Raw genomic sequence first — 21,315 nt, 5'->3', positions numbered from 1 at the left:
ATGAACGCCGATCGATGGGATGAACCGGGATCTGTTCAACCTGGAACAGCCCCTTCATCAAGGTTTCAAAGCACCTGGGGTTTGCCGACACACTCTGGTCCTATGCCTTTTCCTTCGGCAGCCAGGCCACGCCCGCCGCCAGGCCCACGGCCAGCAGCAGCCTCAGGAACATCATCTGCCGGGAGATGCCATGCGCCTTCTGGTAGGCCACCCGGTCGGGATGCCCCTGGGCCAGGGCCTCCACGGGGCCGCCCATGCGGGCCTTGATGCGGTCCAGGCCGGGGCTCACGATGCATTGGCTGGTGAAGCACATGAGAAGGGCCACCAGGACGGCGGCGGCCCACAGGCGCTGGGGCCCCACGGGCTGGTCCTCCCGGATCTCCTTCAGCCAGCGGGGGGCCAGGGCCAGGGCGGCGGCGGCGCCGAAGGCGATCCAGGCCATCCAGTCCAGACGACCGACCACACGGCCGGCGATGTGGCCGGCCACGTCCCGGCTGGGAAGGATGGAAAAGAGCAGGGGGGCCACCAGGAACGCGAAGCCCAGGACCATGCCCGTCCAGAGAAGGAGAATGCCGGCTGCGGCGGCGTCGGTGCGGGCCAGGGGCTTCATGTTCACCACTCGTTGTAGGGGATCTGGTTGTCGCCCATGTCCGTGGAACCGCTGCGGATGCGGAAGATGCCCACCTCCGCGTCGGGGCTGTCGGTGTCGGGGGTCTCGAACTCGGTCACCCAGGTGTCCTTGGACTGGGTCATGGGATCCACCGGGATATCCCGGATGTAGCCTTGGGTCCGCAGCATGTCCAGGGCGCTGGGGTACTTGCCCTTGTCCGCCCGGAACTGCTCCAGGCAGTGGTTGAGCTGGAAGAGGTCCTCCTTGAGCACGGCTTCCTTGGCGGCCTTGGTGTGGCGGCGGTACCCCACGATGCCCACCGTGGCCAGGAGGGCCAGGATGGTCATCACCGTGAGGAGTTCAAGTAACGTGAAGCCGCGCTGTTTTCGCATGGAGGGACCCTACCAGGAGTGTGCGCCGAGCGGCATCCGGGTTCAGGATTATTTTAGCCCAGGCTGGTGGCGGCGAACTTCTCCCGGGTGAAGAACTCCAGGAGGTCGCCTTCCTTCAGGCCGGTGAAGCCGTCCAGGTCGATGCCGCAATCCAGGCCGTTCTTCACTTCGTGGACATCGTCCTTGAAGCGCTTGAGGGTCTTGATGCCGCCCTCCCACAGGGTGTCGGGGCCGCGCTTGACGCGGACCTTGTAGGGCTTCTGGACCTTGCCTTCGGTGACGAAGGAGCCGGCGATGACCGACTTGCCCACCTTGAAGATCTGCCGGACCTCGGCGAGGCCCTGGATGGTCTCGCGCTCCTCAGCGTCCAGCAGGCCCATCATGGCCGCGGTGATTTCCTCCGTGACCTTGTAGATGATCTCGTGGAACCGGATGTCCACGCCCTCCTCCTGGGCGAGCTCCTCCGTCTTGCGCTCGGCCTTCACGGAGAAGGCGATGACCGTGGCCTTGGAGGCCTCGGCCAGCAGGACGTCGTTCTCGGTGACGGTGCCCGCGGCGGCGTGGATGATGCGCACCCGCACCTTCTCCGTGGAGAGGCGCTCGAGGCTGCCCACCAGGGATTCCACGGAACCCGAGGTATCGGCCTTGATGATGAGGGGCAGTTCCTTGATCTGGCCTTCCTTGAGGGTGGAGAAGAGGTTCTCCAGGGTGACGCGCTGCTTGATCTGCGCGGCGGCCTTGGCCTTCTCCTGGCGGAAGGAGACGATGGACCGGGCCTTGGCCTCGTCGTCCACCACCTGGAGGTTGTCGCCCGACACGGGCACGGCCTCGAAGCCCAGGATCTGCACGGCCATGGAGGGGGTGGCTTCCGACACCTTGTCGCCCCGGTCGTTGAACATGGCCCGCACGCGGCCCATGGTGGCGCCGGCCACGAAGATCTCCCCGGCGTGGAGCGTGCCCTGCTGCACCAGGACGGTGGCCACGGGGCCCCGGCCGCGGTCGAGCCGGGCTTCCAGGATCGAGCCCGCCGCGGCGCACTCGTAGACGGCCTTGAGATCCTTGAGGTCGGCCACCAGGAGGAGGGTCTCCAGGAGGAGATCCAGGCCTTCCTTGCTCTTGGCGCTCACCTTGACGCAGGGCACATCGCCGCCGTAGGCCTCGGTCTGGATGCCGTACTGCAGGAGCATCTGCTCGACCTTGTCGGGGTTGGCGCCGGGCTTGTCGATCTTGTTGATGGCCACGACCATGGGCACGTCGGCGGCCTTGGTGTGGTTGATGGCCTCGATGGTCTGGGGCATCACGCCGTCGTCGGCCGCCACCACCAGGATGACGATGTCGGTGACCTTGGCGCCCCGGGCGCGCATCTTGGTGAAGGCCTCGTGGCCCGGCGTGTCGATGAAGACCACCTGGCGGCGGGCCCCTTCGGTGCCGTCCTTGACGTTGACGTGGTAGGCGCCGATGGCCTGGGTGATGCCGCCGGCCTCGCCCGCGGCCACCTTGCTCTTGCGGATGGCGTCCAGCAGGGAGGTCTTGCCGTGGTCCACGTGGCCCATGATGGTGACCACGGGGGGCCGGGGCATCTTCTCGCCCTGCACGTCGCTGCCTTCCTCGGCGGCGATCTGCACGTCCTCCTCGAAGGAGACGATGTCGGCCAGGTACCCGAATTCCCGGGCGATCTCCTTGGCCAGCTCCGTGTCCAGGGGCTGGTTGATGGTCGCGAAGATCCCGCGGTGCAGGAGCTTGGCCACCACGTCCTTGGCGGGGCGGTTGCACTTCTCGGCCAGTTCCTTCACCGAGACGCCCTCGGACAGCATCACGATGCCGATCTCGTCGTTCACGAACTCCGTGGCGATCTGCTGGGCGCGGCTGCGGGGCTGCCGGAGCTTGAGCTCAAGCTCCTCGGCGGCGCGCTCGGCCTTGCTGCGCTTGTCGTCCTTCTTCTTGCCGGAGAAGTGGCCGCCGCGGCCGGGACCCTTCTGGGCGTTGGGATCGATGGTGGTGGTGGTGGGCAGGGAGGGACCGCGGCCAGGGCCGCCGGGCCGGCCGGGACCCCCGGGGCGGGGACCGCCGGGGCCACCGGGACGGGCGCCGGGGCCGCCGGGGCGGGAGGGGCCGCCCATGCCGGGACGGGAAGGGCCGCCCATGCCGGGCCGGGAGGGACCGCCGGGGCGGGAGGGGCCGCCGGGGCGGGAGGAGCCGCCCGCGGGACGGGCCTGGGGCAGCTGGATGTACCGGGCCGGTTCCTGGGGCTTGGGGGCCGGGGCCGGGGTGTCGGACATCTTGATGCGGGTGAAGCCCCCTTCGGGCCGCAGCTCCGTGATGGAGGGCGGAATGAAGGGGCGCCGGGAGGGCGCGGGGGCCGCGGGCTCGTGGCGGATCTCGCCCTTGCCGGTGTTGCTGGCCATGGGCAGGACGGTCTTTTCGGGCTGGGGCTGGCCGGAACGCTGCACCTGGGGCTGCTGGCCGGGCCGCTGGATCACGGGCCGGGCGCCGGCTTCCGGGCGCACCCGGGCCGGGGCGGGCTGGGGCAGCTGGATGTAGCGGGCGGGCTCCTGGGGCTTGGCCGCGGGGGCGGGCGCCTGGGAAACGCGCAGCCGGCTGAAGGTCTCCTGGGCGGGGGCCTTGACCACCTCGGGGGCGGGCTCGGCGGCGCGCACCTCCACGGGCACCGGGGCCGGCGCGGGGGCCGGGGCGGGGACTTCCACGGGGACGGGGACGGGGGCGGGGGCGGGAGCCGGAGGGGCCACCACCACCGGCTCCGCCACGGGGGCGGCGGGCTCGGCCTTCTTGATGAGCACGGCCGGCGCCGGGGGGGGCGGGGGCGCGACGGGGGCCGGCGCCACGGATTTCACCACGCGCACGGGGGTCTGCACCACGGGCCGCGGCTGGACCGCGGGCTCCTCGTGGGGCCGGCCCTTGTTCTCGATGACGCGGCGCACCGACTGGACCTGGTCGTCGGTGAGGTTGGAGCTGTGGCTCTTGCCCTGGACGTTCAGGCGCTTTTCGAGGGCGTCGATCACTTCGTGATTGCTCACGCCAAGCTCTTTTGCTAATTGGTTGATGCGCAACATGAAGGGGCTTACCTCGATAGGTGGAAGGGGCGGAGGAGATAACCGGGAGGGGCCCAGGGTCTACTCTCCGAACCGGGCGTGCACGGCGTCGATGAGACGGAAGGCCAGATCCTGATCCATGCCTTCGATGGCGAGCAGTTGCTCTACGGTCATAGTGTACAGGGATTTGGCATCCAGATGGCCCGCGGCGGCGAGGTTTTCAACAAGGGCGGGGGTGAGGCCTTCGACTTCTCCCAACTCTTCGGGAAGCTTGGACTTGGGCGCATCCTCCTCGTGGGGGGCCTCGGAGAGGGCCTGGCCCATGGCGGCTTCGGTGTCCCGGCGCTTCTCGGCCTCGCTACGCACGTCGATGTTCCAGCCGGTGAGCTTGGCGGCGAGGCGGACGTTCTGGCCCCGCTTGCCGATGGCGATGGAAAGCTGCTCGTCGTCCACCACCACCTCCACCCGGCGGTGCTCCAGGTCCACCACGGTGACCCGCAGGGCCTTGGCGGGATTGAGGGCGTTGGCGATGAACCGGCTGTTGTCCTCGTCGAAGCGGACGATGTCGATCTTCTCGTTCTTCAGCTCGCGGATGATGGCCTGGACGCGGCTGCCCTTGAGGCCCACGCAGGCGCCCACGGGATCCACGTCGGGGTCCAGGGAGTGCACGGCCACCTTGGCGCGGTCGCCGGCTTCCCGCACGCAGGAGCGGATGACCACCGTGCCGTCGTGGATCTCGGGGACCTCCTGGTCGAAGAGCTTGATGAGGAGCCGGGGATCGGTGCGGCTCACCTGCACCTGGGGATCCTTGGCGGACTTGTCCACGGCGGAGATGACCACCTTGATGCGCTGGCCCTTGTCGAAGCGGTCGCCGCGCAGGGCCTCGGAGCGCCGGAGCATGGCCTCCACCCGGTCCACTTCCAGGATGATGGCGCTCTTCTCGAAGCGCTTGACCTCGCCCACCACCACCTCGCCGATGCGGTCGGCGAAATCCGTGAAGATGCGGTCGCGCTCGGCCTCGCGCACCTTCTGCACCAGGACCTGCTTGGCGGCCTGGGCCGCGATGCGGCCCAGCTGGCTCGTGTCCTGGGGCAGCCAGAGGGTGTCCCCCTCGGCGGCGTCGGGGTTCAGGGCCTGGGCCTCCTCGAGGCTGATCTCCAGGTCCTCCTCCTCCACCACGGGCACCACCTGCTTGAGGGCGTACACATGGAACTCGCCGGTCTCCCGGTCCATCTGGGCCTGGAAGTTGCCGTAGAAATCGAAGCTCTGGAAGTACTTCTCCGCGGCCTTGACGAGGGATTCCTCCACGGCCTTGAACACGTCCTCTTCGGGAATGCCCTTTTCCGCGGCGATCATCTTGACGCTGTCGAAGAAACTGGTTGCTACGAGTGCCATGCGGTCTCCTTGCCGGCGCTTTTCTCTACGCGGGCAGCTGTCGGTTGTTCCGGCGCGTGCCGGGGTTTGGGGGCCTTCTCCTCGTCGAAGGGGGCGAGGCGGGCCTTCTGGATGGATTCGAAGGGCACGGTCTTGAGGGCGTTGTCCTCTTCCAGGACGACGGCCTCCTCCGACACGTCGGTGATCCACCCCTTGAAGCGCTTCTGGCCGTTGATGGGGCCCAGGGTCTGCACGCGGCAGAGCCTGCCCAGGAAGCGGCGGAAGTGATCGGGCTTGGTGAGGGGCCGCTCGAGGCCCGGGCTGGAGATCTCCAGGTTCATGGTCTCCCGCAGGTTGGGGAACTCCACGTCCAGCCAGGCCACGAGGCCGTCGTTGGCGGCCACGCAGTCGTCGAGGGTGATGGCCCGGTCCCCTTCGGGGCCCCGGTCCAGGTGATCGATGTAGAGGCGCAGGATATCGTCCCGGCCCTCCTTGGCGGTCTCCAGGCACACCAGCTCGAAGCCCAGCAGCGCCAGCTGCCGGTCCACGGGGTCCTTGAGTTTTTTCACGTCCATGGGGTGTGACCTTAAAAGCTGTTGGGGCGGGCTGAACCCACCCGACAAGGTTTTCCGAAGCTCTGGGTGCAGCGGCCGGGTTCCACCGATTGCCCTGGAGCCCGGAAAAATCCAGGCCGAATTCAACGGAGAAGAATATCGCCCTTCGGGCCGCATAACAAGTGAAATATCCTTGACGCACAAACCATCCCGGCCCCAAGACAAGGTCGCCGATTGAGGGCACCATGGGGGACGGGAGCTCAGCCATGACCATGATCCTGGACGGCAAGGTCCATGCGGAACGAATGCTCGGGGAGGTCACCGCGGCCGTGGAGGCCCGGGCGGCCCGGGGGCTGCGCCCGCCCTGCCTGGCGGTGGTGATCGTGGGCGACGACCCGGCCAGCCACGTGTACGTGCGGGGCAAGGTGGCCGCCTGCGCCCGCACAGGCATCCGCTCCGTGGAGCGGCGCCTGCCGGCGGACACCCCCCAGGCCGAGCTGGACGGGATCATCGCCGCGCTCAACGCCGATCCCCTGGTGGACGGCATCCTGGTGCAGCTGCCCCTGCCGGCGGGCCTGGATTCCAAGCGGGCCCTCCATGCCATCGACCCCGCCAAGGACGTGGACGGCCTCCACCCCGTGAACCAGGGGCTGCTGCTGGAGGGCCTCCCGGGCCTGCGCCCCTGCACCCCCTCGGCCTGCATGAACATGCTCCGGGCCCACGGGGTCGAGCTCAAGGGGATCCGGGCCCTGGTGCTGGGCCGCAGCGAGATCGTGGGCAAGCCCATGGCCCTCATGCTCCTGGAACAGCACGCCACGGTCACCATCGCCCACAGCCGCACCCGGGACCTGCCCGCCCTCTGCCGGGAGGCGGATCTGCTGGTGGCCGCCGTGGGCCGCCCCGGCATGGTGGAGGGCTCCTGGATCAAGCCCGGCGCCGTGGTGGTGGACGTGGGCATCAACCGCGTGGAGGACCCGGCCCTGGGCGAGGTGATCTTCGCGGCCGACCCCGGCAAGATGAAGACCCTCCGGGAAAAGGGCGGCGTCCTGTGCGGCGACGTGCGCTTCCAGGAGGCCGCGGCCGTGGCCGGCGCCATCACCCCGGTGCCCGGGGGCGTGGGGCTCCTGACCATCGCCGGCGTCATGGCCAATACCCTCCAGGCCTGCCAGGCCCGCTAGAATCCTTTTTCACCTTCACGGAGTCCCCATGAGTTATGTCCGCCGGGAGGCGTTCCTCCCCTTCACCCGGCCCATGGTGGGCCAGGAGGAGATCGCCGAGATCATCGATTCCATCGAATCCGGATGGATCACCACCGGGCCCAAGTCCGGCCGCTTCGAGGAGGCCCTCCAGGCCTACAACGGGGTGCCCCACTGCCTGGTCATGAACAGCGCCACCACCGCCCAGGAGATCACCCTGCAGTGCCTGGGGATCCGCCCCGGGGACGAGGTGATCACCACCGCCCTCACCTGGGTCTCCACCCTCAGCACCATCCTGCTCCAGGGTGGCGTCCCCGTGCTGGTGGACATCGATCCGGCGACCCTCAACCTCGATGCGGCCAAGCTGGAAGCGGCCATCACCCCCCGCACCAAGGGCATCATCCCGGTGCACCTCACGGGCCTGCCGGCCCCCATGGACGAGGTGTGGCGCGTGGCCCAGGCCCACGGCCTCTGGGTGGTGGAGGACGCCGCCCAGGCCATGGGCGCCAGCTACCGGGGCCGGAAGATCGGTTCCGACCCGCGCTCCGTCTTCTCCGTGTACAGCTTCCACCCCAACAAGAACATGACCACGGGCGAAGGGGGCGGCATCGCCTTCCACGACGGCGCCTTCGAGGCCCGCATCAAGCGCCTGCGCTTCCACGGCATCGAGCGCGACGCCTGGAAGCGCCAGTCCAAGGAGGGCAGCCCCCACTTCGACGTGACCGAGCCCGCCCGCAAGGCCAACTTCATGGACCTGCAGGCCGCCATGGGCATCCACCAGATCAAGAAGCTGGACGGCTTCAACACCCGCCGCGGCCTGCTCTTCCGCCGCTACCTGGAGCTCCTCGAGGACGTGGAGGCCCTGGTGCTCCCCGTCCCGGGCGACGAGGTCCACCAGCACTGCTTCCACCTCTTCGTGGCCCGCATCCGCCCCGAGGTGGCCGGCATGGACCGAGACGCCTTCGTGGCCCGGCTCAAGGAGGAGAACATCGGCACCGGCATCCACTACCGCCCCGCCCACGTGCACAGCTTCTACCGGGATTTCTACCGGGAGCACCCCCACGCCCTGCCCGGGGACGGCCTGCCCCACACCGAGTGGAGCGGGGACAGGCTCATGAGCCTGCCCCTCTGGCCCGGCCTCACCGAGGACGACCAGGACCAGGTGGTGGCGGCGATCCGGCACGTGCTGGCGAACTAGCCGGAAAGCCCGACAATCGGAAGATGGTCATGCTTTCCGCCCTCCTCCTCTCCGCCGCCCTGGGCCTCCAGCCCGCCCCCCGTCCCGCCTGGGTCGAACGCCTGCCCGAATCGCCCGGCCGCCTCTATGCCATGGGCACCGCCGACCTGGTGGCCCGGGAGGGCCAGTCCATCACCCGGGCCTCGGACCGGGCGCGCCTGGAGGTGGTGGCCCGCCTCCGGGCCACGGTGAAGGGGCAGACGAGCATCACCCAGCGCACCGCCGAAGGGAAGCGGGATGGCCAGACGACCGTTGGGTCTGGCGAGCGGGTGGTGCGGGAGGAGGTGAGCGTGGGCGCCCGGGCCGAAGACCTGCCCGGCCTGGTGGTGGAGCAGACCTTCACGGATCCTGCGGCCCGGACGGTCTATGCCCTGGCTTACCTGGACCTGCCCCAGGCCCGGGCCACGCTGGCCAGCCGCCTGGATGCGATCCGCCTCGCCCGGGTCCGCCTGGGCAAGGAGTCCAGCCGCCGGGCCCTGTGGAAGTTCCGGAAGCTCACCCTGGACCTGGACCAGGTGGAGGCGTCCCTGGGCCTCCTGGCGGTGACCGGGGTGGGCGCCGACCTGCGGCCCCTGCTGGAGGCGGAGCGGGCGGCGGTGGACCTGCGCAGGGATCACTTGAACCAGGCGGACCTGCCCCCGGTGGATTTCTCCCGCACCGCCCTGGGCCTGCGCTCCAACGTGGACCTCCCCCCCGGGGTGGCGTCCTACCTGAAGTCCCAGGTCACGGCCTGCGGGCTGGTGTCCCGGGAGACGGATCCGGACCTGGTGCTGGACCTGGCCTTCGGCGGCGGTCCCCGGGGCCCCGAGTTCATCTTCACGGACATGGACGTGTACAGCGGCGTCACCTACCGCCTGGAGGCGAAGGTCGCGCTGACCGAGGGCGGCGGCGCCCCCCTTACCCGCACCGTGCCCATCGTCATCGTCCAGGGGGAATCCCCGGAGGGCATGGTCAATCAGTTCCGCCGGCAGATCGAACGCTGGCTCCCGCGCCTGCTGGGGGAGTTCAAGGCCGAAATGCGGTAATCACCTACTCCAGGACCACCCAGACGCGGCGGCTGTCCTTGACCCCCTGGACGAGGCTCATCATGGCTTCGGACAGCTGCTTGCCCTTGGAGGACCCGTCGGCCAGGTCCACCACCATCACCACGTCCTCGCTGCCGGCGGGGAGGCTGACGCTGCGGGGGAACTCCCGGTCCACCTTGGCGGATTCGGGGTGGGAGGGGGGGTCCGGGATGCGGAACCCCGTGCCCTCCTCCAGGGCGTCGGTGCTGGTGCGGAACAGGGAGGCCAGGGCCACGATGGCGGACCCGGAAGGCTTGATCTTGTCCCGTTCCCAGAACGATATGGAGGCCTGGTCAACGCGCAGGGCTTCGGCCATCTCCTCCTGGGACCATCGCCAGGTGAGGCGGACGGCCTTGATGCGGTCTCCCAGCGAGGAGACGGAGAGCGGGGCGTCGGAATTGGAATCGAATCGCTTCAATTTGATCACTCCTACTGTCGTCCTAAGATTGACTTAAATGCCCCACATTATGCAACGGCACGACCCTTTGATGAAAAGAGGTGGAGCTTTGTTCCAAGGCCGACCCGGAAGCTGGCTGTGAAAAAGAAGTCAGATCCGTTCGTGCGGAAGCGTCGGCACCGGCGCATAAAGAGCGGTGGAGGGATCTACCAGGTACAGATTACTGATTCGCCCGGTATATGCGCAAGCATACGTTTGAATTTGATCCGCGAAACGGGTTTGTTCATATCCGTCACGGAAAATGGAGCCCCATCGGGCATTGAAGGTTGATTCCAGCCGGGCATCCAGCCTCATGATTTCCTGGGCCTGGAGCTGGGTGGCCTTTCGTGAAGCGTCAATTTCGCCTTTCATGGCCCCGGCTTCCAAGTCCAAAGCCTGGAGGGCCTCATGGGAAACCACCGGGGCGAGGAGGTGGCGATGTTCCCTGTTTCTTTCATATAAGTTCTCAAGGAGGGAGGCCCGGATCTCCGATTTCCGGCGGGCGGACTCCAGACGAAGGAATTCCTGCAATTCGGTCGCCTGTTCTTCCAGTTGCTCAAGTTGCCAGGCCAATTCCGGGATGAGCAGCATGGTGTGCCAGGAAACATTCTTTTTGGACCGGAGGATATCGCCGTAGATATGGTCCCCCACGTAGAGGATCTCCTCTCCCCTGGCATCCAGCAATTCCTCCATCCAGAGTGCATTACCTCCGGAATAGGCGGCCTTTTGCCCCGGAAGCGGTTCGGCCGGTTGCGTTTCCAGGAAAAAAACGGGCTTCCGGGAGCTCACGACGACCAGATCGAAGTAGTCGGTCCACAGGGGGCGGGCGGGGTCCTGGCCGTCCAGGAGGAAGCTGAGGACCCCCTCGGTGAAGGTCCATTCGCTGTTGCTCACCACGAAAAGTTTCTTGCCGGCCCGCTTCCAGCGGTCCAGGGCCGTGGGCAGGTCCGGGTCCCGGAGGATGTACAGGTCCCGGTTGGCCAGGATCTCGGCCTTCATCACGCCGTTGCGGTGGGCCGAGTCGATGGCCCAGCGCACGTCCTGGAAGATGCCGAGGAAGTCCAGGCCCGGGAGGTCGCCCCGGTCCAGGGCGTCCACCAGCACCGCGTACAGGTGGCATTCGGGGATCTCGAAGAGGGTGTCGATGCTCCGGTAGGCTCCGGCCCGGGACACGAGCCGCCGGCGGCCGTACACGGCGTCCACCTCCTCCCGGGTCAAGGGCCGGCTGCCATGGCAGGCCCGCACCACCTGCCGGGCGCTGTCCAGTTTCAGGAGGTTGCCCCGGGCCCCGTCCAGCACCAGGCCGCGGATGGCGAAGGCCGGGTCGAAGTGGGTGTCCAGGAGCCAGGCGGGGTAGCCCTTCTCGGCCACCAGGAGACGAACGGAGTGGCAGTACGCCAGCTCCTCGATTTCCGGGGACTTGTAATGGCTCAGGGTGTAGTCCATGTCGAAGCCCACGGCCCGCACGTCCCGGAAGTGGATGTTGCGCAGAGGGAAGACCATGCGGGCATGGGGCAGGTGCACCTGCTCCCCCTGTTCGATGAAGCGCGGAACCGGCAGCAGGGACGGGATGATGTTCTTCATCAATCCACCTTGATGGCGAAAGGCTTGAATCCGTGGCTCTTCAGCTTCTGCATGGAGGCGTCGGCGGCGTCGCGGCCCGTGGGGGAGGTCAGGCGGACCTTGTAGAGGCCCTTTTCGGAAACGGTCTCCGTCTTGAAGCCCGCGGCCCGGGCCTTGCCGGAAACGGTCCGGGCCTCGGCGGCGTCGGGGGTGGAAACCAGTTGCAGGGTCCAGTGGCCGTCGTCCTTCCGGGGGGCGTCGGGCTTCTTGGGTTCGGGCTTGGGGACCTCGGCCTTGGGAGGCTCGGCCGCCTTGGGGGGGGCGGCCTCGGGGGCCTTGGGCTCCTGGGGCTTCTCGAAGCCCGTGCCGGAGCCGGACTGCTCCAGGGCCTTGAGCTGGTCGGCCATGGTGGCGGGGAGCTCCTCCAGTTCCTCGCCGGCGTCCCGGGAAAGGGGGCGCCGCAGGGCCGCGCTCTGCTTGCCCACCTGGACCCCCAGCACATAGGAGAGGGTCAGGAGGCCCACGCCCACCGCCGTAACCAGGAGGATGGCCTGACGGCTCAAAACGACGGTCTGGGAATCACGGGCGGCCATGGGGGGGATTATAACGAGTACCGGGGCCAATATCGGGAGGATGACGCTATGATCTCTGAGGCGCCACGCCGCCCCGGAACCCTCCATGACCGAACCCGTCTCCTATTTCATCCCGATCCTGCTCCTGCTCATCCTCTCGGCCCTGGTGGGGGCGGCGATCCTCGTGGTGTCCGGAAGGATCCTCCCCGGGCTGCTGAAGCCGGACAACCCCAAGGGGCACAAGCTTACCCCCTACGAATGCGGCGCCCCCCCCCTCCAGGCCGGGGCCCGCCACCGCTACAGCGTGAAGTTCTACCTGGTGGCCATGCTCTTCATCCTCTTCGACGTGGAAGCCGCCTTCCTCCTGCCCTGGGCCGTGCAGTTCAAGGCGCACCTCTGGACCTTCTGGGCCGGGGTGAGCTTCGTGGCCACCCTCCTGGTGGGCTACGTTTACGCGTGGGGCAGGGGCGCCCTGGACTGGGAGCGCTGACATGGCCGGCATCAACCTCGACGATACGGTGATGACCACGCGGCTGGACGCCGTGGTGAACTGGGCCCGCAAGAACAGCCTCTGGCCGCTGCCCTTCGGCACCGCCTGCTGCGCCATCGAATTCATGTCCATGATGGCCTCCCGCTACGACTTCTCCCGGTTCGGGGCCGAGGCCCTGCGCTTCTCCCCCCGGCAGTCGGACATGCTCCTGGTGCTGGGCACCATCACGAACAAGCAGGCTCCCATCCTGCGGCAGGTGTACGCCCAGATGGCCGAGCCAAAGTGGGTGGTTTCCGTGGGCGTCTGCGCCTCCTCCGGGGGCATGTACCGCACCTATGCGACCCTCCAGGGCATCGACCGGGTGGTCCCCGTGGACGTGTACGTCCCCGGCTGCCCGCCCCGCCCCGAATCCATCATCTTCGGGGCCATGCAGCTCCAGAAGAAGATCGAGAAGGAGACCCTCCAGGGCCGCCGGGAGCACATCGAGCAGTTCTACGCGTCCATGGACCGGCAGGAGCAGCTCCAGCTGGAACGCGGCCTTACCAACCACCAGGTGGTCCGGGAGATGGTGCTGGCCGCTGGGCAGAACGGCGAACAGAAGATCTGGTGAGCGCATGGTGATCGAACGCATCGACGAACAGCTCCCCGGAGCCATCCTGGACCGGCACGCCTTCCGGGGGGACCGGACCGTCGTGGTGGACCGGTCCCGGCTCCTGGAGGTGGTGGATTTCATCTTCCGGGAAGGCTACCAGCAGCTCATGGACGTCACGGCGGTGGACGGCGGCCAGCGGGACCCCCGCTTCGACGTGGTGTACCACCTGCTGAACCTCACGAGCCAGGAGCGGCTGCGCCTCAAGGTGCGCGTGGCCGACCAGGAGTCCGTGCCCAGCCTGGTGAGCCGCTTCAAGTCCGCGGACTGGTCCGAGCGGGAGGTGGCGGACATGTTCGGGATCCCCTTCGAGGGCCATCCGGACCCCCGGCGCCTGCTCATGTGGGAGGACTACCCCGGGCACCCCCTGCGCAAGGACTACCCCCTGGACGGCGGCGACGCCTTCTGCAGCCAGGACATCGGCGCCTCCTACGCCCCCGACGCGAGATCCCTCAATGGCTGAGCTGAACGTGGAACACGCCCGCACCTCCGACTCCGATCGCATGATCGTCAATATGGGTCCCTCCCACCCCGTGACCCACGGCACCCTGCACATCGTCCTGGAACTGGAGGGCGAGGTCATCGTGAAGGCCACCCCCCAGATCGGCTACCTGCACCGGGGCGTGGAGAAGCTGGGGGAGAACCTCACCTACCAGCAGTTCATCCCCCTCACGGACCGCCTGAACTACTGCAGCTCCCTCATGAACAACGTGGGCTACACCCTGGCGGTGGAAAAGCTCCTGGGCATCCAGGACCCGCCCCGGAGCCGGGTCCTGCGCGTGCTCTGCTCCGAGCTGGCCCGCATCGGGGACCACCTGGTGTGCATCGGCATCAACGCCGTGGACATCGGGGCCTTCACCGCCTTCCTGTACCTCTTCAAGGAGCGGGAGACCATCTACGACCTGTTCGAGATGATGGCCGGCCAGCGCCTGCATTCCAGCTTCACCCGCATCGGCGGCCTGTTCCGGGACATCCCGCCGGAGTTCGAGCCCCTCTGCGAGCAGTTCCTGGACAGCTGCCCCCGGGCCGTGGACGAAATGGAGCGCCTGCTCACCCACAACCCCATCTGGGCCGACCGCACCAAGGGCGTGGGCGCCATCACCCCCGAGAACGCCATCTCCTGGGGCTACACCGGGCCCTGCCTGCGCGCCGCCGGCGTCGCCCAGGACCTGCGCGTGGGCCAGCCCTACCTGGACTACGAGACCTACGACTTCGACGTGCCCGTGGGCACCACCGGCGACGTGTACGACCGCTACCTGGTGCGCACCGAGGAGATGCGCCAGTCCTTCCGCATCATCCGCCAGTGCCTGGACAAGCTCAAGGAGATCGGCCCGGGCCCCGTCATCATCGACGACTACAAGATCGCGCTCCCTCCCAAGGAGAAGGTCTACACCCGCATGGAGAGCCTGATCCACCACTTCAAGCTCATCATGCACGGCATCGACATGCCGGTGGGCGAGGTGTACAGCGCCACGGAGGCCGCCAACGGCGAGCTGGGCTTCTACCTGGTCTCCGACGGAACCAAGGCCCCGTACCGCATCCATGTGCGTCCGCCCTGCTTCCCCATCTTCAGCAGCTTCGATGAGCAGGTGAAGGGAAGGCTGATTGCCGACGCGGTGTCCATCCTGGGGGCCATGAACATCATCGCGGGCGAACTGGACCGGTAGGGCGTGTTCGTGACGTCCGATCAGGGGTGGCTTATATCCCATCGGCTCGGGGCAGGGTGGATCCAGGGAAGTGTTCTTGGCATCGCACGGGTTTGTGCGCCGCCAAAGCGGGGCAAAAAACCAAAACGCTGAGTCGCAGAGAGCTCGCTGGGGCGCTGGGGGGATCAGGCACGCTCTCCCTTCTTTTCCCAGCGCCCCAGCGAGATCTCAGCGTCCCAGCGTTTGATTTTTTCGCTGGGCTCGCAGGCCCGCCCTGGGCAAGCCGTCTATACCTTCAACCTGCTCGGTGAGGGGTGCCTGGTTTGGCATGGGGCACCTGCATGACCTCAAGCTGGTGGCAACTCCAAGGGGGTTCAAACGGGGATGCGGTGTGTTCCCCGTCAAGGGTTATCGAGGGGAACCCGCCGTGTTTTCTTGGGGGGACCCTCACCGGGCGAGCTTCGCTTCCTGCTGAGCCCGCCGCAGGTGCTTCTTGTCCTTCCCGGGCCAGGCCGCCAGCATCCCATCCAGGGGGCCGGGCGTCGCCTCGCCGGATGGGTCCACGGCCTGAGGCTCCTAGGACTTCCCCGCCGGGAAGCGCACCGCGAAGAACCAGGCGCCGATCACGCACCCCAGGCCCCCGGCGGCCACCGTGGCCGGGGCGCCGAAGTGGTTGGCCAGGACGCCTTCGGCCAGGGCGCCCAGGGGCATGGCGGCGGTGAAGACCATGGCGTGGAAGGCCATGACCCGGCCCCGCATCTCGTCGGGGATGAGCACCTGGACGAGGGTGTTGTTGCTGGTCATGTGGGCCACCATGGTGGCGCCCACGGGGACGATGAGCACCAGGGACAGCCACAGGACCCGGGAGTAGGCGAAGGCGGCCAGGGCGATGCCGGTGCCGGTGGCGCCCAGGTAGGCGATGCGCTCCAGGCCGTGGATGCCCCGGCGGCCGGCCAGCACCGCGGCGCCCAGCACGGCGCCCACGCCGGAGCCGCCCATGAGCAGGCCCAGGGCCCGGGGACCGCCGTGGAGGATGCCGTCGGCGAAGACCGGCATGAGGACGGAATAGGGCAGGCCCAGGAGGCACACCACGCCCAGGAGGAAGAAGAGGAGCCTCAGTTCCCGGTTCCCGTGCACGTAGCGGATGCCCTCCAGGATGTGCTCCAGCACGGGCGGGTGGTCGTCCCGGGAGACCCAGGGGGGAAGGTCCATCATCAGCAGGCCCGCGATGGCGGCCAGGAAGCTCACGCCGTTCACCAGGAAGCACCAGCCCTCGCCGATGGCGGCCACCATGAGGCCCGCCACGGCGGGCCCCACCACCCGGGAGCCGTGGAAGATGGAGGAATTGAGGGCGATGGCGTTGGGCAGGTGGTCCCGGGAGACGGTGCTGGCCACCAGCACCTGGCGCGCGGGGAGGTCGAAGGCGTTGACGATGCCCAGGAGGACGGCCAGGAGGATGATCTCCCAGGGGCGCACCCAGCCCGTCAGGGTCAGCCAGCCCAGGAGGAAGGCCTGGACCATCTGGAGGGCCTGGGTGAAGACCAGCAGCCGGCGGGGGTCCACCCGGTCCGCCAGCACCCCTCCGAAGCTGCCCAGGAGGAAGATGGGGGCCTGGCTGGCGAAGGCCACCACCCCCAGAAGGGTGGCCTGCCCGGTGAGCCGGTACACCAGCCACGACAGGGCCACGCTCTGCATCCAGGTGCCCACCAGGGAGACCAGCTGGCCCGTGAAGAAGAGCCGGAAATTCCTGAACTCCAGGGAGCGGAGCGACTCTGAAAGGCGGGACATGGCGCTCCAGGGCTGTTACTTCTAAATTATAGAGTGATGAATGTTCCAAACGACGTGAAATGAGGGGCTCCCTCCGGGGCATGGCCGGTAGCATGCTTAACTAAACGGAAGTCGAGGTCCGGGCGTTTCCTAGGGATGGGCCCAGGTCCAGGAGGACGTATACATGAAGCCGAAACAGATGTGGATCCTGGGCGGGGGTTTGGTCGCCGTCGTGGCCATCGGCATCGCCGCCAGTCGAGGCGACAAGGGCGTCCCGGTGCAGGTGGCCACCGTGGCCCGGGAGAACATCCAAGCCAAGGTCAGCGCCAACGGGAAGATCCAGGCGGTGGTGAAGGTCGATATCACGGCCAACGTCATGGGCCAGGTCACGGCCCTCAAGGTCAAGGAAGGTGACCTGGTGAAGAAGGGGGACCTGCTCCTGGAAATCGACAACGTCCGCTCCAAGGCGGCGGTGGAGAGCCTGCGCTCGGCCTCCCTGGCCATGGCCCACGACTTCGAGACGGCCAGGGCCCGCCTGGAGCAGGCCCGCAAGGACTTCGCCCGGGCCTCGGCCAACATCAAGGCCGGGATCATCTCCCAGAGCGATTTCGACCTGGCCTCCACCACCCTGCGCACGGCCCAGGCCGCCTTCGATGGCGCCCAGCAGCGGGTCAGCCAGTCCCGGGCCGATCTGGCCGGCGGGCAAGACGCCCTGAACAAGACCCGGATCCTGGCGCCCATGGACGGGGTGGTCACGGCCAAGCGCATCGAACTGGGCGAGACGGCCGTCATCGGCCTGCAGAACCAGCCGGGCACGGTGCTGGTCACCATCTCGGACATGAGCCGAGTGGAGGCCGAAATGGAAGTGGACGAGGCCTCCATCCCCACCGTGAAGATGGGCCAGACCGCCCAGGTGCGCATCGACGCCTATCCCAACCAGGTCTTCGACGGCGTGGTCACCGAGGTGGGCGGCTCCCCCATCGTGCAGACCAACGTGAACGAGGCCATCAAGTTCAAGGTGAAGGTGATGATCAAGAATCCGCCCTCCACCATCAAGCCCGGCCTCTCCAACCAGGCCGACATCTTCACCGGCAGCCGGGACCAGGTGCTGGCCATCCCCCTGCAGGCCCTGGTGATGCGCGATATCAAGCTCAAGAAGGGCGAGACCTTCGCCCCGGGCGCCCCCCGGGAGGAGGAGGGCGTCTACGTCCTGGAGGGCGGCAAGGCCGTCTTCAAGGCCCTCAAGACCGGCCTCATGGGCGAACTGAACGTGGAGGTGCTCTCGGGCCTGAAGGGCGGCGAGACCCTGATCATGGGCCCCTTCAAGACCCTGCGCGAGCTCAAGGGCGGCGAGGACGTCCGCGTGGACAAGCGCAAGAAGATCGAGAAGAAGGAAAGCTGAATGCAGCTTACCGAGCTGTTCCTCTCCGCCCTGAGGGCCCTGCGGGCCCACAAGCTGCGGAGCTTCCTCACCCTCCTGGGGGTCATCATCGGCGTGACCACCATCGTGGGCGTGGTGGCCGTCATTTCCGGGCTGGACACGTACGTGAAGGAGAAGGTGATCCGCCTGGCCCCCGATGTCTTCATGGTGGACCGCTTCGGGATCATCCAGTCCCGGCATGATTTCCTCCTGGCCTTCAAGCGGCCCCTGCTCACCTGGACGGACTTCGAGCGCATTTCCGGGGCGAACCTGCCCCATGTGTCCCGGGTGAGCACCCGCGCGGTGAGGTCCCTGCGGGTGGATTCGGGGCCCCGGCACCTGAAGAACGTGACGGTGGTGGGATCCACGGCGAACTTCGCCGGGCTCTTCAAGTTCGAGTTCGAGGACGGGCGCTACTTCAACGAGAACGAGAACGACCTGGCGGCCAACGTCGCCGTCATCGGGGCGGACGTGAAGGAGGAGCTTTTCCCGGGGGTCGATCCCCTGGGCAAGACCCTCCTCATCCGCGGGCTCCCCTTCCGCATCATCGGGCTGTTCCCGCGCCAGGGGCGCTCCCTGGGCTTCAGCCGGGACACCATCGTGTGCGTGCCCATCCAGGTCTACCGGAAGAACTTCATGTCCGCCAAGGACTCCCTGAACATCCAGGTGGAGGCCCGGGGCGGCGTGGCCGGCCTGGACGACGCGGTGTCCGAAGTGAGATCGCTCCTGCGGGCCATGCGCCACACCGCGTACCGGGACCCGGATCCCTTCGGCATCATGACCCAGGACTCCCTCCAGGAGCTCTGGAAGCAGATCAGCCAGGCCGCCTTCGTGCTCATGCTGCTGGTGTCCTCCGTGAGCCTGGGCGTGGGCGGCATCGTCATCATGAACATCATGCTGGTGAGCGTGGTGGAGCGCACCACCGAGATCGGCATCCGCATGGCCATCGGCGCCCGGAAGCGCGACATCTGGCGGCAGTTCCTCCTGGAGGCCTCCCTGCTGAGCCTCTGCGGGGGCATCGTGGGGGTCACCGCCGGGGCCCTGGTGGCCTGGCTCGTGCGCACCGTGGGCGGGTTCCCGGCGCAGATCACGGCCGGGATCGTGGTGTCCAGCGTCGCGGTGTCCACCCTGATCGGCCTGGCCGCGGGCTTCCTCCCCGCGCGGCGGGCCTCGAACCTGCCCGTCATCGACGCCCTCCGGGCCGAATAGGAGGGCCCATGGCGAACTTCATCGCGAACAACTCCCTCGTGCACGCCCTGGGCAAGGAGAACATGCTCTTCGCCTTCCGGGCCATCATCACCCAGAAGCTGCGGAGCTTCCTGACGCTCCTGGGCATCGTGGCGGGGGTGGCCACCGTCATCGCCATGGTCAGCTTCGTGGCCGGCTTCAACGAGGCCATCACCGGGGCCTTCTCCACCTTCGGCACCACCCTCGTGCAGTTCCAGAAGTTCGAGCAGCGCTTCGGCGGCCCTCCGGAACTGATCCCCGAGGAGCAGCGGCGGCGGCGCAACCTCACCCTGGAGGATGCGGCGGCCATCAAGCGCCTGGCCCCGCTGGCCGCCGCGGTGTCCCCGGAGCGGTACCTGGGCGCGGCCTCGGCCACCACCTCCGTGAAGAACCGCCAGGGCGCCGAAGCCAACGGTCCCACCATCGCCGGAGTCGTCCCGGACTACCTGCAGGCCAACAACTCGACCCTGGACGACGGCCGGTTCTTCTCGGAGACCGACGTCTCCCACGCCTCCCACACCTGCGTGATCGGCTACGACGTGGTCAAGGCCCTCTTCCCGGGCCGGGACCCCGTGGGCCAGGAGGTGCTGCTCCAGGGCGTCCCGCTCCACGTCATCGGCGTCCTGGAGAAGAAGGGGTCGCAGATGGGCGGGAGCGCCGACAACTTCCTGCTCATCCCCCTCTCCGTCTTCGACGAGATGTTCCCCGAGGTGAAGAACGGCAACGGGGACACCCTCCACATCGCCACCGTCCCCAGGGACCCGGCCCTGGTGCACGAGATGACCGACCAGGAGGTGGCCATCCTCCGCCAGCACCGGGGCCTTCGCGCCCACCAGGCCAACGACTTCGCCATCTACACCAGCGAGGAGACCCTTCAGACCTTCCAGCAGGTCACGGGCTCCATCGCCATCGCCATGATCTTCATCGCCGGCATCGCGCTCCTGGTGGGCGGCGTGGGGATCATGAACATCATGCTGGTGAGCGTCACCGAGCGCACCCGCGAGATCGGCGTGCGCAAGGCCCTGGGCGCCACCCGCAAGGACATCGCGGCCCAGTTCCTGGTGGAGGCCGTGACCCTCACCTGCTGCGGCGGCGCCCTGGGCATCGCCGCGGGATTCGCCGTGGCCTTCCTGGTGCGCTTCACCTTCGACTTCCCCGCCGCCGCCCCCCTGTGGAGCGTGGTGCTGGGCTTCGGCATCAGCACGGCCATCGGCCTGGGCTTCGGCATGTGGCCGGCGCTGAAGGCCGCCAAGCAGGACCCCATCGAAGCGCTGCGCTACGAGTAGGTCAGGCCCCGGGGGGCCTGGCCGCCTCAACGGCCTTGCGCCGCGGCGTGCCGTCGGCGCCGGCGAAGTAGTGGCGGATCCCCTGGGTGATGGCCAGGGCGGCCTTGCGCAGGAAGGCGGGGTCCCTCAGCTTCACCTCCTCCCGGGGGTTGGAGATGAAGACCGTCTCCACCAGCACCGCGGGCATGGCCGCGCCCCGCAGCACCACGAAGGGGGCCTGCTTCACGCCCCGCTCCTTGATGCCCCCCAGCCGGTTGAGCTGGCCCTGGATGGCCACGGCGAGGCGTTCGGAATCCCGCAGGTAGGCCTCCTGGCTCAGGGTGTCCAGGATCCCGGCCACCACGCTGTCGGAGCTGGCGTGGGCGGTCCGGGCCTCGGGACCGTTCTCCTGGGCGGCGACGGCGGCGGCGTCCCGGTCCCCGGCGCCCAGGGTCAGGAAATACACCTCGGACCCCTTGGCCTGGCGGGCCCGGGCCGCGTTCAGGTGGAGGCTCACGAAGAGGTCGGCCCCGGCCTGGTTGGCAAGGCGGGCCCGGTCCCAGAGCCCCACGAAGGTGTCGTCCTGACGCGTGAGGCGGGCTTCCATGCCGCAGCGCTCCAGTTCGCGCACCAGGGCCCCGGCCAGGTCCAGGGTCGCGTCCTTCTCCTTGAGGCCCTTGGCGCCCCGGGCGCCCACGTCCTCCCCCCCGTGGCCCGGGTCCACGTACACCAGGAGCTTGGGACTTTGCGCCAGTGCCAGTAGGCTAGAAAACAGGAGCGGCAGGATTCCGTGGAGTTTCAAG

The 21,315-nt window shown here is 68.0% G+C and carries 20 protein-coding genes; 10 read left to right on the top strand and 10 right to left on the bottom strand.

From position 1 onward, the window contains the following. Nucleotides 1–100: 100 nt before the first annotated feature. Genes R2J76_RS19970 through R2J76_RS19950 form a run of 5 tightly spaced genes read right to left on the bottom strand, consistent with a single transcriptional unit; the run spans nucleotide 101 to nucleotide 6,001 of the window. Nucleotides 101–610: a DUF4149 domain-containing protein gene (locus R2J76_RS19970; RefSeq protein WP_316413425.1), complete on the bottom strand. Its 510-nt coding sequence runs from the start codon at nucleotides 608–610 to the stop codon at nucleotides 101–103. A 2-nt stretch (nucleotides 611–612) separates the two neighbouring features. After that, nucleotides 613–1,002 (bottom strand): type II secretion system protein, encoded by a 390-nt coding sequence (locus R2J76_RS19965; RefSeq protein WP_316413424.1) that lies wholly within the window; start codon nucleotides 1,000–1,002, stop codon nucleotides 613–615. Nucleotides 1,003–1,055: 53 nt separating this feature from the next. After that, complete coding sequence (gene infB / locus R2J76_RS19960; protein WP_316413423.1) at nucleotides 1,056–4,073, bottom strand: translation initiation factor IF-2; 3,018 nt, start codon at nucleotides 4,071–4,073, stop codon at nucleotides 1,056–1,058. A 60-nt stretch (nucleotides 4,074–4,133) separates the two neighbouring features. Next, entirely contained in the window at nucleotides 4,134–5,447 is a 1,314-nt protein-coding gene (gene nusA, locus R2J76_RS19955; RefSeq protein ID WP_316413422.1) for a transcription termination factor NusA, read from the bottom strand. Continuing rightward, a complete protein-coding gene (locus R2J76_RS19950) occupies nucleotides 5,435–6,001 on the bottom strand; it encodes a ribosome maturation factor RimP (RefSeq protein WP_316413421.1) in 567 nt (188 codons plus the stop codon). Before R2J76_RS19950 ends, nusA begins: the two co-directional genes overlap by 13 nt. A gap of 245 nt (nucleotides 6,002–6,246) precedes the next feature. Here R2J76_RS19950 and folD point away from each other — a divergent pair, with 245 nt between their 5' ends. Genes folD through R2J76_RS19935 form a run of 3 tightly spaced genes read left to right on the top strand, consistent with a single transcriptional unit; the run spans nucleotide 6,247 to nucleotide 9,438 of the window. After that, complete coding sequence (folD, locus tag R2J76_RS19945) at nucleotides 6,247–7,158, top strand: bifunctional methylenetetrahydrofolate dehydrogenase/methenyltetrahydrofolate cyclohydrolase FolD (protein ID WP_316413420.1); 912 nt, start codon at nucleotides 6,247–6,249, stop codon at nucleotides 7,156–7,158. A gap of 28 nt (nucleotides 7,159–7,186) precedes the next feature. Further along, nucleotides 7,187–8,374 (top strand): DegT/DnrJ/EryC1/StrS family aminotransferase, encoded by a 1,188-nt coding sequence (locus R2J76_RS19940; protein ID WP_316413418.1) that lies wholly within the window; start codon nucleotides 7,187–7,189, stop codon nucleotides 8,372–8,374. Between the two features lie 29 nt (nucleotides 8,375–8,403). Then, a complete protein-coding gene (locus R2J76_RS19935) occupies nucleotides 8,404–9,438 on the top strand; it encodes a hypothetical protein (RefSeq protein WP_316413417.1) in 1,035 nt (344 codons plus the stop codon). 4 nt (nucleotides 9,439–9,442) lie between these two features. Here the strand turns inward: R2J76_RS19935 and R2J76_RS19930 are convergent, their stop codons facing one another. The 3 genes from R2J76_RS19930 to R2J76_RS19920 all read right to left on the bottom strand — a co-directional run bounded on the left by R2J76_RS19930 (nucleotide 9,443) and on the right by R2J76_RS19920 (nucleotide 12,069). Continuing rightward, nucleotides 9,443–9,895, bottom strand: a complete 453-nt coding sequence (locus R2J76_RS19930; RefSeq protein WP_316413416.1) for a helix-turn-helix domain-containing protein — start codon at nucleotides 9,893–9,895, stop codon at nucleotides 9,443–9,445. 129 nt (nucleotides 9,896–10,024) lie between these two features. Then, nucleotides 10,025–11,497 carry an HAD-IG family 5'-nucleotidase gene (locus tag R2J76_RS19925; RefSeq protein WP_316413415.1) on the bottom strand — a complete coding sequence of 491 codons (1,473 nt, stop codon included), beginning with the start codon at nucleotides 11,495–11,497 and terminating at the stop codon, nucleotides 10,025–10,027. Next, nucleotides 11,497–12,069 (bottom strand): SPOR domain-containing protein, encoded by a 573-nt coding sequence (locus R2J76_RS19920; protein ID WP_316413414.1) that lies wholly within the window; start codon nucleotides 12,067–12,069, stop codon nucleotides 11,497–11,499. Before R2J76_RS19920 ends, R2J76_RS19925 begins: the two co-directional genes overlap by 1 nt. Nucleotides 12,070–12,154: 85 nt before the next feature. On the opposite strand from R2J76_RS19920, the gene R2J76_RS19915 reads away from it, so the two are divergent. Genes R2J76_RS19915 through nuoD form a run of 4 tightly spaced genes read left to right on the top strand, consistent with a single transcriptional unit; the run spans nucleotide 12,155 to nucleotide 14,854 of the window. Beyond that, entirely contained in the window at nucleotides 12,155–12,538 is a 384-nt protein-coding gene (locus R2J76_RS19915) for an NADH-quinone oxidoreductase subunit A (protein WP_316413413.1), read from the top strand. Nucleotide 12,539: 1 nt separating this feature from the next. After that, nucleotides 12,540–13,148: an NADH-quinone oxidoreductase subunit B gene (locus tag R2J76_RS19910; RefSeq protein WP_316413412.1), complete on the top strand. Its 609-nt coding sequence runs from the start codon at nucleotides 12,540–12,542 to the stop codon at nucleotides 13,146–13,148. A gap of 4 nt (nucleotides 13,149–13,152) precedes the next feature. Continuing rightward, nucleotides 13,153–13,650 carry an NADH-quinone oxidoreductase subunit C gene (locus tag R2J76_RS19905; RefSeq protein ID WP_316413411.1) on the top strand — a complete coding sequence of 166 codons (498 nt, stop codon included), beginning with the start codon at nucleotides 13,153–13,155 and terminating at the stop codon, nucleotides 13,648–13,650. After that, nucleotides 13,643–14,854, top strand: a complete 1,212-nt coding sequence (gene nuoD / locus R2J76_RS19900; protein ID WP_316413410.1) for an NADH dehydrogenase (quinone) subunit D — start codon at nucleotides 13,643–13,645, stop codon at nucleotides 14,852–14,854. The genes R2J76_RS19905 and nuoD overlap by 8 nt, the downstream gene beginning before the upstream one ends. A 555-nt stretch (nucleotides 14,855–15,409) precedes the next feature. Here the strand turns inward: nuoD and R2J76_RS19895 are convergent. Beyond that, on the bottom strand, nucleotides 15,410–16,621 hold the full coding sequence (locus tag R2J76_RS19895; protein ID WP_316413409.1) for an MFS transporter: 1,212 nt from the start codon (nucleotides 16,619–16,621) through the stop codon (nucleotides 15,410–15,412). A 163-nt stretch (nucleotides 16,622–16,784) separates the two neighbouring features. Between R2J76_RS19895 and R2J76_RS19890 the strand changes: the two genes are divergently transcribed. From R2J76_RS19890 to R2J76_RS19880, 3 genes are read left to right on the top strand one after another with little or no spacing between them, the layout of a single operon-like run. Next, nucleotides 16,785–18,002 (top strand): efflux RND transporter periplasmic adaptor subunit, encoded by a 1,218-nt coding sequence (locus R2J76_RS19890; protein WP_316413408.1) that lies wholly within the window; start codon nucleotides 16,785–16,787, stop codon nucleotides 18,000–18,002. Next, on the top strand, nucleotides 18,003–19,229 hold the full coding sequence (locus R2J76_RS19885; protein ID WP_316413407.1) for an ABC transporter permease: 1,227 nt from the start codon (nucleotides 18,003–18,005) through the stop codon (nucleotides 19,227–19,229). Between the two features lie 8 nt (nucleotides 19,230–19,237). Beyond that, the gene (locus tag R2J76_RS19880; protein WP_316413406.1) at nucleotides 19,238–20,533 is read left to right on the top strand and encodes an ABC transporter permease; all 1,296 of its coding nucleotides are present in this window, start codon (nucleotides 19,238–19,240) and stop codon (nucleotides 20,531–20,533) included. A gap of 1 nt (nucleotide 20,534) precedes the next feature. Here the strand turns inward: R2J76_RS19880 and R2J76_RS19875 are convergent, their stop codons facing one another. Then, on the bottom strand, nucleotides 20,535–21,314 hold the full coding sequence (locus tag R2J76_RS19875) for an N-acetylmuramoyl-L-alanine amidase family protein (protein ID WP_316413405.1): 780 nt from the start codon (nucleotides 21,312–21,314) through the stop codon (nucleotides 20,535–20,537). Between the last annotated feature and the right edge of the window lies 1 nt (nucleotide 21,315).

The sequence above is a fragment of the Mesoterricola silvestris genome, assembly GCF_030295405.1.
GTDB classification, from domain to species: Bacteria; Acidobacteriota; Holophagae; order Holophagales; family Holophagaceae; genus Mesoterricola; species Mesoterricola silvestris.
Note: the sequence above shows the minus strand (reverse complement) of the source record. Positions and strands in the feature narration are given on the sequence as shown.

Bases quoted from the DNA above. Each gene is read 5' to 3' on its own strand.
- folD (WP_316413420.1), top strand. From the start codon at position 6,247: ATGACCATGATCCTGGACGGCAAGGTCCATGCGGAACGAATGCTCGGG.
- R2J76_RS19965 (WP_316413424.1), bottom strand. From the start codon at position 1,002: ATGCGAAAACAGCGCGGCTTCACGTTACTTGAACTCCTCACGGTGATG.
- R2J76_RS19910 (WP_316413412.1), top strand. From the start codon at position 12,540: ATGGCCGGCATCAACCTCGACGATACGGTGATGACCACGCGGCTGGAC.
- R2J76_RS19890 (WP_316413408.1), top strand. From the start codon at position 16,785: ATGAAGCCGAAACAGATGTGGATCCTGGGCGGGGGTTTGGTCGCCGTC.
- R2J76_RS19920 (WP_316413414.1), bottom strand. From the start codon at position 12,069: ATGGCCGCCCGTGATTCCCAGACCGTCGTTTTGAGCCGTCAGGCCATC.
- R2J76_RS19915 (WP_316413413.1), top strand. From the start codon at position 12,155: ATGACCGAACCCGTCTCCTATTTCATCCCGATCCTGCTCCTGCTCATC.
- R2J76_RS19940 (WP_316413418.1), top strand. From the start codon at position 7,187: ATGAGTTATGTCCGCCGGGAGGCGTTCCTCCCCTTCACCCGGCCCATG.
- infB (WP_316413423.1), bottom strand. From the start codon at position 4,073: ATGTTGCGCATCAACCAATTAGCAAAAGAGCTTGGCGTGAGCAATCAC.
- R2J76_RS19970 (WP_316413425.1), bottom strand. From the start codon at position 610: ATGAAGCCCCTGGCCCGCACCGACGCCGCCGCAGCCGGCATTCTCCTT.
- nusA (WP_316413422.1), bottom strand. From the start codon at position 5,447: ATGGCACTCGTAGCAACCAGTTTCTTCGACAGCGTCAAGATGATCGCC.
- R2J76_RS19895 (WP_316413409.1), bottom strand. From the start codon at position 16,621: ATGTCCCGCCTTTCAGAGTCGCTCCGCTCCCTGGAGTTCAGGAATTTC.
- R2J76_RS19935 (WP_316413417.1), top strand. From the start codon at position 8,404: ATGCTTTCCGCCCTCCTCCTCTCCGCCGCCCTGGGCCTCCAGCCCGCC.
- R2J76_RS19950 (WP_316413421.1), bottom strand. From the start codon at position 6,001: ATGGACGTGAAAAAACTCAAGGACCCCGTGGACCGGCAGCTGGCGCTG.
- R2J76_RS19885 (WP_316413407.1), top strand. From the start codon at position 18,003: ATGCAGCTTACCGAGCTGTTCCTCTCCGCCCTGAGGGCCCTGCGGGCC.
- R2J76_RS19925 (WP_316413415.1), bottom strand. From the start codon at position 11,497: ATGAAGAACATCATCCCGTCCCTGCTGCCGGTTCCGCGCTTCATCGAA.
- nuoD (WP_316413410.1), top strand. From the start codon at position 13,643: ATGGCTGAGCTGAACGTGGAACACGCCCGCACCTCCGACTCCGATCGC.
- R2J76_RS19905 (WP_316413411.1), top strand. From the start codon at position 13,153: ATGGTGATCGAACGCATCGACGAACAGCTCCCCGGAGCCATCCTGGAC.
- R2J76_RS19880 (WP_316413406.1), top strand. From the start codon at position 19,238: ATGGCGAACTTCATCGCGAACAACTCCCTCGTGCACGCCCTGGGCAAG.